The following is a 15,502-nucleotide window of genomic DNA, read 5'->3' as shown; positions in this document are numbered from 1 at the left end:
TCACGCCTTTCCCGGATAATTGCTGCGGGCGTATTCCAGCCCCTTGACCAACGCGACGAGGGTCGAATTGACCGGGGTCGGCACGTTGAGCTTGGCGCCCCAGCGCACGACCGAGCCGTGGATGTAATCGACCTCGGTCGGATTGCCGGACTGCAGGCTCTGCAGCATCGATGTCTTGAACTCGAGCGGCAGGCCGGCAGACGCCATCGTCCAGGCCCGGTGCGGATCGGCAATCGAGATCTTCACGCCGGCTGCCTGCGCGACCGCGATGCTCTCCGAGATTGCGGCGAGCGCGCAATCTTCCAGGATCGGCAGCGAATAGAGCCCGCCGTAAGTCAGCCCGGTCACGGCGGTAATCCCGCCTCCGGCAACGTTGATGAACAATTTGTCCCACATCGTGCCGAGGATGTTGTCGCTGAGCTGCGTGAGAATGCCGGCCCGATTGAACGTCTCGGAAATTCGCTGCGCGCGTTCGGTCAGGCGCCCATCGAGCTCGCCGATGATGGTTTCTTTGCCGACGACCCCGGAGCGAACATGGCCGGGGCCGAGCAGCACGCCGCCGACATAGGTCTTGCCTGCCATGACCCGGTCACGACCGACTTCTTCCGACAGGATGTCCTCGTGACCAAGACCGTTCTGAAGCGACATCACGACCGTCTGCGGTCCGATGATCGGTGCCGCCGCCCGGATCGCATCGCGCGTGTGATAGGATTTGACGAGGACGATGACGAGGTCCGCCAGAATGCCGACCTCGGTCGGGGAGGTGCAGGCGGAAACCTTCACGACGGTCTCGGCGTCGCCCTCCAGCATCCGGAGGCCGCCGGCATTGATCGCGTCGACATGGGCCTGGAACGGATCGATCAGCCAGACCTCGGCTCCGCCACGCGCCAGCGTCCCACCGATAGTCGAGCCCAAGGCTCCCGCTCCGATAAAGCAGATCCTCATCCGAACGCCTCTCCCTCGCCCTGTATTGGCGTTGGAAGCGTGCTAGCAGGCCATCAGGTATTTGGATATGCTATGATCTTTATAACCATTATTGCAGATCGCAATGAAGCTCCAAGCCTCCTCCGAAACGAACCTGCTGGACCCGCGCCTGCTCCGGCTGTTCGACGCATTGTTCACCACGGGCAGCGTCACCAAGGCAGCCGAGAAGCTCGGTCAAAGCCAACCGACCCTTTCGATCTGGCTGTCGCGCCTGCGGAAGGAATTGGACGATCCGCTCTTCATCAGGTCAGCAGAGGGGATGCTGCCGACCCCGCGCGCCGAGGCGCTCATCGGCACGGCCCGACAGGCGTTGGAGATGCTGCGACGTCTGGCCGAACTTCGCCCCGAGTTCGATCCGGCAACGGCAAAGCGGCGGTTCGTCATCTGCATGACGGATGCGAGCCACATCACGCTGCTTCCAGCCATCCTCGCCCACGTTCGGCGCGTTGCGCCCGGCATCCGCATCGAGGCGGCGCAGATCGGCGGCGATACGCCACGCATGCTGCAGTCCGGCGAGGCCGATCTGGCGCTCGGCTACATTTCGGACCTCGACGCTGGACACTTCCAGCAGTCGCTCTTTCCGCAGGACTGGGTGTGCCTCGCGAACGCAAAACATGCCCGGATCCGCAACCGCATCACCACAAAGGATTTCAGGCGAGAGGCGCACGTCCTCATTCGCTCCGGCACCGGGCATCAATTGATCGCAGACGCGCTGCATGAGCAGCAGATGGTCCTGGACGTTGCACTCGAGCTCCCCGGCTTCCTGGGGCTCCCCGCAATCGTCGGGACGACCGACCTGATCGCCACCCTGCCGAGGCACATCGGCGAAACGCTGGCTCACTATTACGGACTGCGCGTGCTCGATTGCCCGCTGGCGATCGCCGGCTTTACCGTGAAGCAATATTGGCACGCCCGCTTCCATCACGACCCGGCGAACCAATGGTTGCGTGACCTGTGCGGAGAGCTCTTTCAACAGCAGGACGTGCGGGGCCTGCATCGTTCCGGCCGGCCAAAAAAACGTAGGCCGCGCGCATTGCAGCGCTAAGGGAGCGCTTGTTGGCCGCTGAGCTCGTGCAAACTGGCGGACGGCCAGGCCCTCAGGGAGCACGTTAACGTTGCTGCCAGGAGGCCCTTCGGGAACATTTTCTCCACATTGACTCCTGGTTGTAGTCCCATTAAACGTGTTGGTTACCAAAGCGTTAATTTCCTGGTCGCCGCCCTTTTTTATTGAACCTTGTTTTTGATCCCGGTCGCGGCGTCGAGTCTGTGTACGAGGCGTTTGCGCAATGTTGGCCGATCTCGATTCCGCCGACCATCTGCTTTTTGAGCCAGCACTTTCATCCCGCCGCCCGCGTCGGCCCGATCGACGCCGGCCCGGCCCGCTCCACGTTCAATCACGCGATCAACAATTCAAGCGTGTGAACGGCTTCATACACGTCCTCGCCTAGCCGACGTAGCCAATGACCGGCGCAACGCCGGTTGTAGGAGCTTTCCGATGTCGATCATTCCGGCCTACACCTCTGGCGGCATTACCCGCCCCGCTCTCAACCTGGACTCGTACGGCAACATCGTCCTCGACGATGCTGCCTCGACATTCGTGGCGACCTACGGCCTGAAAGCCCTGTATCTCGGCTGCCCGCCCGGCACGCCCTGGCCCCCGGTGCACGATTCGATATCGACCCCAGTTGACGCCAACGCAGGAGCGAACAGCGTTGCCGAAGGCGCGGCCGCGAACACCCTCGTCGGCATCACCGCGTCGGCGACGAGCGCGATCGGTCCCGTCACCTATTCGCTGGTGGGTGACAATTCAGGCGGTGGATTCAAGATCAACGCCGCGACCGGCGTCGTCACCGTGAACGATCCAAGCAAGATCGATTTCGAAAGCGCGCCGGGCCATGCCTACACCATCAGCGTGAAGGCCTCCGATGGAATCCTCACCTCCACCCAATCGTTCACCATCAACGTGACGGACGTGGCGCCGGCGACGCCGGTCGACAGCAATGCGGGCGCCAACCACGTTGCCGAAGGCGCCGCGGCGGGCACCACGGTCGGCATCACCGCGGCATCCACGGACGTCAATGGTGGCGCCGTTACCTTTGCAATCACCGGCGATACATCCGGCGGCGGCTTCAAGGTCGACCCGCACACCGGTATCGTCAGCGTCGCTGACGGAACCAAGATCGATTATGAGAGCGCGCCAGGCCACGCCTATTCGGTCACGATTGCGGCCAGCGACGGCACGCTGTCGAACTCGCAGACCTTCACCATCGCCGTCGACGACGTGACGATCGGCGCGCCGACCGACACCAATGCAGCTGCCAATCAGGTGGCCGAAGGCGCCGCGGGCGGCAGCACGGTGGGCATCACCGCATCGGCGCTGGATCCGAACGGCCCGGCTACGACCTATTCGCTGGTCGGCGACACCTCCGGCGGCGGCTTCACCATCAACGCCGCGACCGGCGTCGTCACCGTCGCCGATCCGACCAAGATCGACTTCGAGACCAGCGGGCCGTCCCACAGCTACAACATCACCGTGCAGGCGGTGAGCGGCGCCACGACCACACAGCAGACTTTCACCATCGTGGTGAACGATGTCGCGCCGTCGGCGCCGGTCGACAGCAACGCCGCTGCAAATCAGGTGACGGAAGGTGCTGCGGCCGGCACGGCCGTTGGCGTCACGGCATCCTCGACCGATGTCAACGGCCCGGCCGTGACCTATAGCCTGATCGGCGACACCTCCGGTGGCGGCTTCACCATCAATGCGGTCACTGGCGTCGTTACCGTCGCAGATCCGACCAAGATCGACTACGAGAGCGCCGCCGGCCATGCCTACACCGTCACCGCGCAGGCCAGCGACGGCACGCAGGCGAGCTCGCAGACCTTCACCATCGCCGTGACCAATGTCGCGCCGTCGACGCCGGTGGACAGCAACGCCGCCGCCAACTCGGTTGCGGAGGGCGCGGCCGCCGGCTCGACCGTCGGCGTCACGGCGTCGTCGACCGACGTCAACGGCCCGGCCGTGACCTATAGCCTGATCGGCGACACCTCAGGTGGCGGCTTCACCATCAACGCCGCCACGGGCGTCGTCACCGTCGCAGATCCGACCAAGATCGACTACGAGAGCGCCGCCGGCCATGCCTACACCGTGACCGCGCAGGCCAGCGACGGCACGCTCACCAGTTCGCAAACCTTCACCATCGCCGTGACCGACGTCGCCCCCTCGACGCCGGTCGACAGCAACGCCGCCGCCAACTCAATTGCCGAGGGCGCGGCGGCCGGTACGACCGTCGGCATCACCGCGTCCTCGACCGACGTCAACGGCCCGGCCGTGACCTACAGCTTGGTCGGCGACACCTCCGGCGGCGGCTTCACCATCAATGCGACGACAGGCGTGATTACGGTCGCAGATCCAACCAAGATCGACTACGAGACCGCGGTCGGCCACGCCTACACCGTCACCGCGCAGGCGAGCGACGGCGTGCTGGCGAGCTCGCAGACCTTCACCATCGCCGTGTCAGACGTCGCGCCAACCGTGCCGGTCGACAGCAACGCCGCCGCCAACACGGTGGCAGAAGGCGCCGCCAACGGCTCCACGGTCGGCATCACGGCGTCCTCGACCGACATCAACGGCCCCGCCGTGACCTACAGCCTGATCGGCGACACCTCTGGCGGCGGCTTCACCATCAATGCGGCGACCGGTGTCGTCACCGTCGCCGATTCCACCAAGATCGACTTCGAGACGTCGGGCGCAGGCCACAGCTACACCGTCACCGCCGAAGCCAGCGATGGTACACTCACCAGCTCGCAGAGCTTCACCGTCGCCGTCACGGACGTTGCGCCGTCAGTCCCGGTCGACAGCAATGCCGCGGCCAATTCGGTCGCCGAGGGCGCGGCTGCCGGTTCGACCGTCGGCGTCACGGCGTCGTCGACCGACGTCAACGGCCCGGCCGTGACCTACAGCCTGATCGGCGACACCTCCGGCGGCGGCTTCACCATCAATGCGACCACCGGCGTCGTCACCGTCGCCGATCCCACCAAGATCGATTACGAATCTTCGGGCGCAGGCCACAGCTACACCGTCACCGCGCAGGCCAGCGATGGGACACTCACCGGCTCGCAGACCTTCACCATCGCCGTGGCTGACGTCGCGCCGTCGACCCCGGTCGATGCCGACGCCACTGCGAACGCTATCGTCGAAGGTGCGGCCAACGGCTCGACCGTGGGCATCACCGCCTCGTCGACCGACGCCAACGGCCCGGCCGTGACCTACAGCCTGACCGGCGACACCTCCGGCGGCGGTTTCACCATCAACGCGACCACCGGCGTCGTCACCGTCGCCGATTCCACCAAGATCGACTTCGAGTCGTCGGGTCCGACCCACAGCTACACCGTAACCGCGCAGGCCAGCGACGGCACGCTGGCGAGCTCGCAAAGCTTCACCATCAATGTATCAGACGTTGCACCCTCGGTGCCGGTCGATAGCGATGGCACCGCCAACCAGGTGTCGATGAATGCCCCGATCGGCACCTATGTCGGCGTGACGGCCTCGTCGATCGACGTCAACGGACCGGCGGTGACCTATTCGCTGGTCGGCGACACCTCCGGCGGCGGCTTCACCATCGATGCGACCACCGGCCAGATGAAAGTCGCCGATCCCACCAAGATCCCCTACAACGCCGGCAGCCCGACCTTCGACGTCACGGTCCAGGCCAGCGACGGAACGCTGACCAGCCAGCAGACCTTCACCATCACCGTCATTCCGAACACACCGCCCGTCGCCAATGACGATGCGCTCTCCGCGACCGAAGCCGGCGGTGCCAACAATTCGGTGCCCGGCTCCAACCCGTCCGGCAACGTCATCCTCGGCACCGGCTCGGCCGGCGCCGTCCAGGATACCGACGCAGAGGATGCGAGCAGCGCGCTGACCGTCGTCGCGGTCCACACCGGAGCGGAGGGTGCCTCGACCGGCACCGGCACGGTCGGACAGGACCTGGTCGGCCTCCATGGCACGCTGCACCTCAACAGCAACGGTTCGTACACCTATAGCGTCAACCAGACTGACGTGCAGGTGCAGGCGCTGCATACGTCGGCCGATACGATCCAGGACAAGTTCAACTACACGATCCAGGACACCGGCGGCCTGCAGGACACTGCGACGATCACCTTCACGATTCATGGCGCCGACGATCTGCCGTTGGCCGTCGCCGATACTGGTACGATGACCGAGGACGATGCGCCGACCTCGTTCAACGTCATCGCGAATGACAGCCAGGACCCGGATTCCACCGCGTCCAACGTGATCACGCTCGCGGGCGGCATCACCGTCACCGGCCCGGCCGGCGAGACCTTCGCCAATACCGACGCGACCGCGTCCATCGTCGCAAACCAGGTGCAAGTCACCCTCAACAACGCCCACTTCCAGCAGCTGGCGGCCGGCGAGCACGCCACCGTCACCGTGCCCTATACGTTGACCGGCGACACCGGCGAGACCTCATCGGCCAACCTCGTCGTCACCGTCAACGGCGTCAACGACGTGCCGGTTGCAGTGGATGACAGCGGCTCGATGACCGAAGACCAGTCGGGTCACGCCTTTACGGTTCTCACCAACGATACGCTCGATGCCGATCATGGCGCGCCGAACAATGTCACGGTTGGCACCGTCACGAATCTGGCCGCACCGGCCGGCGAAGGCATCGTCCTTTCCGACATTTCCGTAAGCGTCAACGGCTCGAACCAGGTCGTGGTCAATCTCGGCTCCGACTTCCAGCACATGCAGGACGGCGAGAGCGCCACATTCGACGTTCCCTACACGCTGCATGGGGATCAGGCCGGCGACACCTCCACGGCCACGCTGCACGTCACCGTTACCGGCATCAACGACGCGCCGACCGCAGCCAACTTCACCTTCAACGGCTCCAACAGCGCCACCGGCAACACCGACCTTGTGGTCAACGACCCGACCGACGGGGCGCCGAGCACGACGGGTCCCAACAAGACCATCAGCGCGAGCATCCTCAGCGGCGCCAGCGACGTCGACGGTCCCGGACCGCTGGTCGTGGTCGCCGGCACCATCGCGACCGCGCATGGCGGCACCGTCACCATGCAGTCCGACGGCGACTTCATCTACAAGGCGCCGGTCGGCTACACCGGCCTGGATTCGTTCAACTACCAGGTTTCGGACCAGAACGCGGGCGCCTCGGGCGCCGGCATCGGAACCGGCACGATCACCATCAATGTCACCACGCCGAAGGTCTGGTACGTCAACGCCGATGCGGCGACCGACGGCGACGGCTCGTCCGAACACCCGTTCAATACGCTCACGCATTTTGCCAACAGCGGCGTCGGCAACAACGTCGACGGCGCGGGCGACACCATCTTCCTTGAGACCTCCTCGGCCCACTACACCGGCAATCTGACGCTCGAGAACAACGAGCAGCTGATCAGCCAGAGCGCGGGCCTGGTCGTGCCCGATGGCAGCGGCGGCGCCGGCACGGTCACGCTTGTCTCCGCCAGCGGCGCCAATGCCGTGATCGACGGCACAGTCACGCTTGGCAGCGGCAACAACATCCAGGGCGTCGATTTCGGCAACACCAGCGGCTTTGCCCTCCAGGGCACCAATGTCGGAACGTCGACGATCGACAACGTCAAGCAAGGCGTGATCACCAACACCAGCGGCGGCGGCATCAGCATCACCGGCTCCGGTAACGCGCTGACCTACGACTTCGGCTCCATTACCGCCAGCGGCGGCACCAACGGCATCGTCATCAACGGCGCCAGCGGCACCGTCCATGCCCATGGCGGCGCGATCTCGAACGCGACAGGTTCGGACGTCTCGCTCAGCAGCGGCTCGCTGAACTTCACCTATGACGGCACGATTTCCGACAACACCGGATCGACGATCTCGATCTCCAGCATGACGGGCGGCACGCAGGCCTTCACCGGTGCCATCAGCAGCAGCGGCGGCACCGGCATCGCCCTCAGCAGCAACACCGGTGCCACGCTCGACTTCAGCGGCGGCATCAACCTGTCGACCGGTGCGTCCAACGCGTTCAGCGCAACCGGCGGCGGCACGGTCAACGTCACCGGCACCAACCACCTGACGACCACGACCGGTACCGCGCTCAACGTCGTCAACACCAATATCGGCAGCTCGGGCCTGACGTTCCAGGACATCAGCGCCAACGGCGGCACCAACGGTATCGTGCTCAACAACACCGGCACGGCTGCCGGCAATGGCGGCCTGACGGTAACGGGTACCGGCTCCGCAGGGTCCGGCGGCACCATCCAGAACACCGACCAAGGCGCAATCCTCAGCAGCACCAAGGCGCTGTCGCTGTCCTACATGAACTTCACCAACCCCAATACCGGCGCGGGAACGGTCAACAATGCCGACGATTCGACGTTCAACAGCGCGGCCAAGGGCGGTATCAACCTGAGCAGCGTCGCGGGCGTGACGCTCGACCACCTCAGCATGAACGGCAACGGGGGCGCAGGCGGCGTCCAGACCGGTATCACCGGCCAGAACGTCTCCGATCTCACCCTCAGCAACAGCACGGTCGTCGGCTTCGGCGACAATGCGGCCGAGGGCGACGTCCGACTGTTCAACCTGTCCGGCACCTCGAACATCACCAACTCGACCTTCGGCTTCGTGCCCGGCGATGCCACGGCCGGCGAGAACCTCGTCGACATCCGCAACAACACCGGCACTCTGACCCTCAACGTCACCGGCACCACCTTCCACAACACCGCCGATTCCACCAACGGATCCGACGGCCTGCAGATGACCAGCACGGGCTCTGCGACGGTCAACCTCAACGTCTCCGGCAGCACCTTCACCAATCTGAAGACCGGCGGCATCGACACCTTCGCCCGCCAGACCTCGACGATGAACGTCAACATCACCGACGGCGGCGTCAACGGCAACGGCAACAGCTTCACCGCAGGCACCGTGGCCTCGCGCGGCATTGGATTGAATGCGCAGGACACCGCGCACCTCAATTTCAACGTCAACCGCAACACCACCATCAGCGGCTATGGCGGGCCAATCCTGGAGATCTTCGGCATCAACAGCGCCGTGATCAACGGTCATGTCGACAACAACGCCAATATCGCGAACACCGGCACCACCAATCGCGCCGGCAGCCCGCTCGACTTCGACATCGAGGACAATGCCACCGCTGCGATCTCGGCCACCGGCAACACCATCAACAACGCCGGGCAGGACGCAGCCATTGTGGCCTTCGCAGCAGGCGACGGCGGCACCGTCAACAACAAGGCCAGCCTCGACCTTACTTTGGCGAGCAACACCATCAACATGACGGGGGCCAACCTCAACGCCAACAATTTCAACAACGCGATCCTGCTCAACCCGGGCGTCAACGCCAACGACGCCACGACGATGACCGCCAACATCCACAACAATACGGTGACGGGCATCACGGCCGGGAACGGCAACGTTGCCTTTGTGATCGAGAACACCGGCGGAGCCGGTTCGCATCTCTATCTCGAGAATTTCAATACCGACACCAACACGACCTGGAACAACAACGGCAACACGCCGCTGAACTCCACGCTGGAGCTCAATGCGCCGGGATCGTCGGCGATTCCTGGCAGCCACAATGGCGGACATACCATCACGCCGTCGAACCCCAACGCCTTGTTCGCAGCCGACGGCGGCGTGGCGAGCGCGACCGGCAGCACCGGCGAGATGCATCTCACCCAGGCTGAGCTCAACAAGGTGGTTGCGGCAACGATCGCCGATTGGGCCGCGGCGGGACTGTCGTCGGACAAGGTCGCGCTGCTCCAGAGCGTCACTTACGACGTCGCTGACATCACGTCGGGCTGGCTCGGTCAGTCGACCGCGAAGCACGTCACGATCGACGTCAATGCAGACGGACATGGCTGGTTCGTCGATCCGACGCCGCTCGACAATTTCGAGTTCGCGCACGCGGTGAGCAGCACCCATCTCGTCACCGATCCGACCACGGCTGCCGCCGGTCACATGGACCTGCTCACGACAGTCATGCACGAAATGGGCGAGCAACTCGGTCTCTCGGACCAGTTTGTGCCGGCTGATCAGGGCCACCTGATGTTCGCCTTCCTATCGCCGGGCGAGCGCGTGCTGCCGAACGCCGCCGAAGTGGCGCAGGCCAATGCGGCGGCGTCCTCAGTCCAGTCTGTGGGCATCACCTCGCCCGCACCGGCCCAGCAAGCGTCCGGCGGCTTCCAGTGGCTGCCGGGGCAACAAGCATTGATCAAGGCCGACGGTTTCGACTTCTCTCAGTTCACGGCGAATTCAGAATCGACACACGTGACGGATGTCGTCTCTCACGTCATGCCGCACCCGGTAGCCCTTGGACCCGCGGGATTCGGGACTCTACCGACACCGGAGATCGGATCATTGGCGACATCGGGCGGCATTGACGGTCATTTGCCGCTCCTCCTGCAAAATCATGTCGACTTCATCGTTTGATACGACATATTGTAAAACGTCAGGTAGTGCAGGGGGGAAGAGATGTCTGAGCCTTTTCTTGCGGAAATCCGCATGATGTCCTTCAACTTCCCGCCGAAGGGATGGGCGTTCTGCAACGGACAGTTGATTCCCATCAACCAGAACCAGGCGCTGTTCTCGTTATTGGGCACAACCTTCGGGGGCAATGGCCAGACCAATTTCGCCTTACCTGATCTGCAGGGCCGAGTTCCCGTTCATGTGGGCAATGGTCATACTCTCGGCGAGAAGGCCGGCGAGCAGAACCACACGCTGACGATTTCGGAAACGCCCTCGCATACGCATCAGGCGAACGCCTCCAGCAGCAGCACTGGGGCCGTTGATTTGCCGGCGGGCAACGTGCTGGCCAATTCCGCGCCGAACTTTCTGTACGGAGCTGCACAGAACCTGACCCCACTCAATACGGCCACCGTCGGCAGTGTCGGCGGCAGTCAGGCGCATCAGAACATGCAGCCTTTCCTCACCATCAATTTCAGCATCGCCCTGCAGGGCATCTTCCCGTCGCAAACCTAGGAGGGCTGCCCTTGTCACAACCTTTCATAGGCGAGATTCGCATGTTCGCCGGCAACTTCGCGCCGGTCGGTTGGGCGTTTTGCGACGGCTCGCTCCAGGCGATCTCCGAAAACGATGCGCTATTCCAGCTGATCGGCACCACTTATGGCGGTGACGGCCAATCCACATTCGCGCTTCCGGATTTGCGCGGGCGCGTTCCTATCCACGTCGGCGGCGGCTTCCAGATCGGCGAGAATGGCGGGGTGGAGAGCGTCACCCTGACGACCAACCAGATCCCCCAGCACAGCCATAGCTTCGCCGGCTCGACCGATGTCAGCAACTCGCCGAACCCGGCGAACAATCTCGTGAGCAGATCTGGCGCGGTCAAGCAGTTCCTGAGCGCCACACCCACTGTTGCGATGTCGGCGCAGTTCCTCGGCAGCGCCGGGGGCGACCAGCCGCACACCAATTTCCAGCCTTATCTGTGTGTCGACTTCATCATTTCGTTGTTCGGCATATTCCCGAGCCAGACCTAGGAGCACGTTGATGGATCCGTTTGTCGCGGAAATCCGCATGTTCGGTTTCAACTTCCCACCCAAGGGCTGGGCTTTCTGCGATGGACAGTTGCTTCCGATCTCGCAGAATACCGCGCTGTTTTCCCTGCTCGGCACCACCTATGGCGGCAACGGCATCAGCAATTTCCAGCTGCCCAACATGCAGGGAAGTGCGCCGATGCACCCGGGCCAGGGGCCGGGCCTTTCACTGCATGACCTCGGTGAGATGGGAGGGACCGAAACAGTTACGCTTCTTGAAACAGAGATGCCCATACACTCGCACGCCGTCGAAAGCGCCCCAGCCAATTTCCCGGGCAATTCGAACGTGCCCACCGGCAATTCTTTCGCAAAGTCCGCACAGGGCAACGCCTATATACCAGCGGCGAGCCTGGTGACGATGTCACCGCAGACCATCGGCATCGCCGGCGGCGGCCTGCCGCACAACAACATGCAGCCCTATCTGACCCTGAATTTCTGCATCGCGCTGCAAGGCGTCTTCCCACCACGGGGCTAGGGCACGCCGCATGAGCGACGCACCGGCGATCGAAGTCGCGGCGCCCATGTTTGGCTGGGCGCGCGCGGCCTCGGCCGGATGCCGCTTCCGCCGCATTGCCGAGACCGATTTACCCTTCCTCGCCCGGGTCTACGCCTCGACCCGCACCGAAGAGCTTGCGCCCGTGCCCTGGAGCCAGGCTGTGAAAGATGCGTTTCTCAGCCAGCAATTCCAGGCCCAGCACGTCCATTATCAGCAGCATTATCCTGATGCCGACTGGTTGATCATCGAGCACGGCGGCACCGACATCGGCCGTCTCTACGTCGAACGCTGGCCGAGCCAGTATCGTATCATCGACATCGCTCTGCTGCCGGAGCATCGCGGCAAGGGACTTGGCCAGGCGTTGTTGCGCGACTTGCTGGATGACGCCGCGCGCGCCCGCAAAGACGTGTCGATCCATGTCGAAAAGTTCAATCCGGCCATGCGTCTCTACCGCCGGCTCGGCTTCGTGATCGAGGAAGACAAGGGGGTATACGACCTGATGCGCTGGCGCGCGCCGGCAGCTGCTGCCGATTAGAGCGTGATACGAAAAAGTGCGATGTTCCCCCGCGACTAACCCGGACGCTTTGGTTCAGGTGAAGATCGCCTGATAGCCGTTGCCGCCGTCGAGCGGACCGATCGGCACCAGAAAAATCTCGATCGTGCCGAATGCTGCGTGCTCGACAGGATAGATCGCCTGCGGCAACCAGGCTCCCTGCGCCGTTGCGAACAACAGCGAGAATGCGCCGCCGGCGCGTCCGCTCGCGCCGGCGCGGTCGACGCGAGCCAGCCGGAGCGCCACCAGGGCCTCGCCGCTGCGCAGATTGAAGGTCGCGTTGAGATGCGGGATGAAATCGTCGATCGCGAGAGCCGCAAGATCCACCGGTGGCGCCATCTTCGCTCTTCCTTGTTTCGTCCTGCCCATGAAAAAGGCCGGCGAGGAGCCGGCCCTTCTTTCGTCAGCGTGGCGTCCACCTAGTATTTGGCGACCACCGGACCGCCGAAGCGATAATTGATGCGTGCCGTCACGAGATCAACGTCCTGGTGAATCCGGTCGGTGCCGAAGAAGGCGCCGGTCGTGTCCGTGAACGTGATCAGGCGATCCTGCATGAAGAGGTGATCATACTCGATCGCGGCGGACCAGCCGGGCGCGAAGCCGAATTCCAAGCCCGCACCAACAGCGCCGCCCCAGCGGTTGTCGTTGCCGGCAGTCGCCGCCAGCACCCCGCCGATTGCGGTGTCGACATGAAACCGGTCGGCCGTCACGGCGGCGCCGCCCTTCACGTAGAACAGCACGTTGTTCCAGGCGTAGCCGAGCTGCCCGGTGAAGAGGCCAAATGCGCGGACGTGCGAAGCGTTGACGAAGGGCGCAAACGCCAAGCTGGTGTTGGAGCCCTTGAGGTCCGCCCAGTCACCCTGGGCTTCCACGCCGAACACCCAGTTGCTGGCCTGCCAGCGATACCCGATCTGACCGCCGGCAACGGCGCCGGTTGCATCATGGCACCCCTCGTTGGCGACGAATACGCCGGCGGGCGTGGTGAAGTCCCAGCACTTGTGGCTTGATCCCCAGCCGCCGTTAGCGCCGATGTAAAATCCGGTCCAGTCATACACGGCGGCCACCGGCATCGGCGGCGCCTTGGTGTAGGGGCGCGCTGCGAGGTCGGCGGCGGACGCCGGCCCGGCAAAATTCAACGCAGCGACAACAAAGGCCCCCAGCAGCAGCTTCTTCATCTCGATCCCCTCCGACATCGACGAAGATAGCCGGATTCGCGGGAGCTGGCTGTTGCCGGGAGACAACAAGACGCAACTTAAAGTGGGCCGCTATTGCGACCGTAAATCACCACTGAACGGGAATCTTCTGCTTTTGGTGAGCAATGGTGCCCAGGGGCGGACTGGACATGCTTCTTCAAGAGACCAGCAAAATCAGAGACTTAATACGCTCCCCAATTCCCTCTTTGTACCACTAAAATGTACTGCTGTCGATCAGGGGAGGTCACCACCTGCAGTCCTTGATCAGTTTTCTGATCCGATTTTCGACGGCCTCATTGCGGCATTCGACGCTACTGACCTGCCACTGAGTATTTCCTCCAGAAGGAGTTAGAGTCCGGCCTGAAGAAGGACGGACAGATGAAGCGAGCAAGGTTTACGGAAGAGCAGATTATCGCGGTGTTGAAGGAGCATGAGGCCGGGGCGAAGACGGCCGATCTGGCTCGCAGGCACGGGATCTCCGAAGCGACGATCTACAACTGGAAGGGCAAATTCGGCGGCATGGATGTCTCCGAGGCCAAGCGGCTGAGGGCCCTGGAGGAGGAGAACGCGAAGCTGAAGAAGCTTCTTGCCGAGCAGATGCTCGATGCAGCCGCCCTTCGCGAGCTCCTTTCAAAAAAATGGTAGGGCCCGCCGCCAAGCGCGCTGCTGTCGCGCATCTGCAGGCCGTCATGAGCCTGTCGGAACGGCGGGCCTGCTCGATCGTGGGCGCGGATCGGAAGATGGTTCGTTACCGCTCCAGCCGTCCGCCGGACGTTGCTCTCCGCGGCCGGCTGCGTGACCTCGCCAACGAGCGGCGACGTTTTGGCTACCGCCGGCTGTTCGTCCTGCTGCGGCGGGAGGGAGAGGCCTCGGGGATCAACCGGATCTACCGGCTTTATCGGGAAGAAGGGCTCACCGTCCGCAAGCGGCGGGCTCGCCGCAAGGCCGTGGGGACCCGTGCCCCGATCCTGGTCGAGGCGAGGCCCAATGCGCGCTGGTCGCTGGATTTCGTCCACGACCAGTTCGCCAACGGTCGGCGCTTCCGCATTCTCAACATCGTCGACGACGTCACCAAGGAATGTCTGGGCGCCATTCCGGACACATCGATCTCGGGGCGGCGCGTGGCCCGCGAACTGACGGCGATCGTCGAGCGGCGGGGCAAGCCAGGAATGATCGTGTCCGACCATGGCACCGAGTTCACCTGCAACGCCATGCTCGCCTGGTGCAAGGACGCAGCCATCGACTGGCACTTCATCGCACCAGGAAAGCCGATGCAGAACGGCTTTGTCGAGAGCTTCAATGGCCGGATGCGCGACGAACTGCTCAACGAGACCCTGTTCTTCGAACTTGACGATGCTCGCGCCAAGATCGCGAACTGGGTTGCCGACTGCAATCTCCAGCGGCCTCACTCGTCGCTGAAATACCTGACCCCCGCGGCCTATGCCGCCCACCTCACCGCAACGGACGATCGGCTGCGCAACCCCGACCAGCTCCGCCGATCGTCCGTTGCTCCACCCGCGCCACTTGGCGTACAAAACCCCGAGACTCTAACCGCCACCGGATGAAAACTCAGTGGCAGGTCACTACGGCTTCGGACGGTGGATCGGGTGCAGTAAGCAGGGCTGTGCGCCGGTTCAGAACGACGTTTCGGCGATTGCAAGCTGGCACATGGTCCTTTCTCTC

10 protein-coding genes are annotated in these 15,502 nt (G+C 63.7%); 7 read left to right on the top strand and 3 right to left on the bottom strand.

Annotated features, from left to right (window positions below; translation table 11 throughout):
- The gene (locus X265_RS05255; protein ID WP_128963935.1) at positions 1-945 is read right to left on the bottom strand and encodes a ketopantoate reductase family protein; all 945 of its coding nucleotides are present in this window, start codon (positions 943-945) and stop codon (positions 1-3) included.
- 103 nt (positions 946-1,048) lie between these two features.
- Here X265_RS05255 and X265_RS05250 point away from each other — a divergent pair, with 103 nt between their 5' ends.
- The 6 genes from X265_RS05250 to X265_RS05225 all read left to right on the top strand — a co-directional run bounded on the left by X265_RS05250 (position 1,049) and on the right by X265_RS05225 (position 12,608).
- Positions 1,049-2,029 (top strand): LysR family transcriptional regulator, encoded by a 981-nt coding sequence (locus tag X265_RS05250; RefSeq protein ID WP_128963934.1) that lies wholly within the window; start codon positions 1,049-1,051, stop codon positions 2,027-2,029.
- Between the two features lie 450 nt (positions 2,030-2,479).
- A complete protein-coding gene (locus X265_RS05245) occupies positions 2,480-10,456 on the top strand; it encodes a beta strand repeat-containing protein (protein ID WP_128963933.1) in 7,977 nt (2,658 codons plus the stop codon).
- A 42-nt stretch (positions 10,457-10,498) separates the two neighbouring features.
- Positions 10,499-11,005, top strand: coding sequence for a phage tail protein (locus X265_RS05240; protein ID WP_128963932.1), 507 nt, complete (start codon positions 10,499-10,501; stop codon positions 11,003-11,005).
- Positions 11,006-11,046: 41 nt separating this feature from the next.
- Positions 11,047-11,520 carry a phage tail protein gene (locus tag X265_RS05235; protein WP_167506280.1) on the top strand — a complete coding sequence of 158 codons (474 nt, stop codon included), beginning with the start codon at positions 11,047-11,049 and terminating at the stop codon, positions 11,518-11,520.
- A 7-nt stretch (positions 11,521-11,527) separates the two neighbouring features.
- A complete protein-coding gene (locus X265_RS05230) occupies positions 11,528-12,052 on the top strand; it encodes a phage tail protein (protein WP_128963930.1) in 525 nt (174 codons plus the stop codon).
- Between the two features lie 10 nt (positions 12,053-12,062).
- Positions 12,063-12,608 (top strand): GNAT family N-acetyltransferase, encoded by a 546-nt coding sequence (locus tag X265_RS05225; RefSeq protein WP_128963929.1) that lies wholly within the window; start codon positions 12,063-12,065, stop codon positions 12,606-12,608.
- Positions 12,609-12,662: 54 nt separating this feature from the next.
- Here the strand turns inward: X265_RS05225 and X265_RS05220 are convergent, their stop codons facing one another.
- Both X265_RS05220 and X265_RS05215 read right to left on the bottom strand, forming a co-directional pair.
- Positions 12,663-12,965: a DUF6916 family protein gene (locus tag X265_RS05220; RefSeq protein ID WP_128963928.1), complete on the bottom strand. Its 303-nt coding sequence runs from the start codon at positions 12,963-12,965 to the stop codon at positions 12,663-12,665.
- 80 nt (positions 12,966-13,045) lie between these two features.
- The gene (locus tag X265_RS05215; protein ID WP_128963927.1) at positions 13,046-13,801 is read right to left on the bottom strand and encodes an outer membrane protein; all 756 of its coding nucleotides are present in this window, start codon (positions 13,799-13,801) and stop codon (positions 13,046-13,048) included.
- A 396-nt stretch (positions 13,802-14,197) separates the two neighbouring features.
- On the opposite strand from X265_RS05215, the gene X265_RS05210 reads away from it, so the two are divergent.
- A protein-coding gene (locus X265_RS05210; protein ID WP_128963926.1) for an IS3 family transposase occupies positions 14,198-15,384 on the top strand; the annotation gives its coding sequence in 2 pieces (ribosomal slippage) (positions 14,198-14,450 and positions 14,450-15,384; 1,188 coding nt in all).
- The last annotated feature ends 118 nt before the right edge of the window (positions 15,385-15,502 follow it).

The sequence above is a fragment of the Bradyrhizobium guangdongense genome (assembly GCF_004114975.1).
Lineage (GTDB): Bacteria > Pseudomonadota > Alphaproteobacteria > Rhizobiales > Xanthobacteraceae > Bradyrhizobium > Bradyrhizobium guangdongense.
The sequence above is the reverse complement of the archived record's forward strand: the minus strand, read 5'-3'. Positions and strand labels throughout refer to the sequence as shown.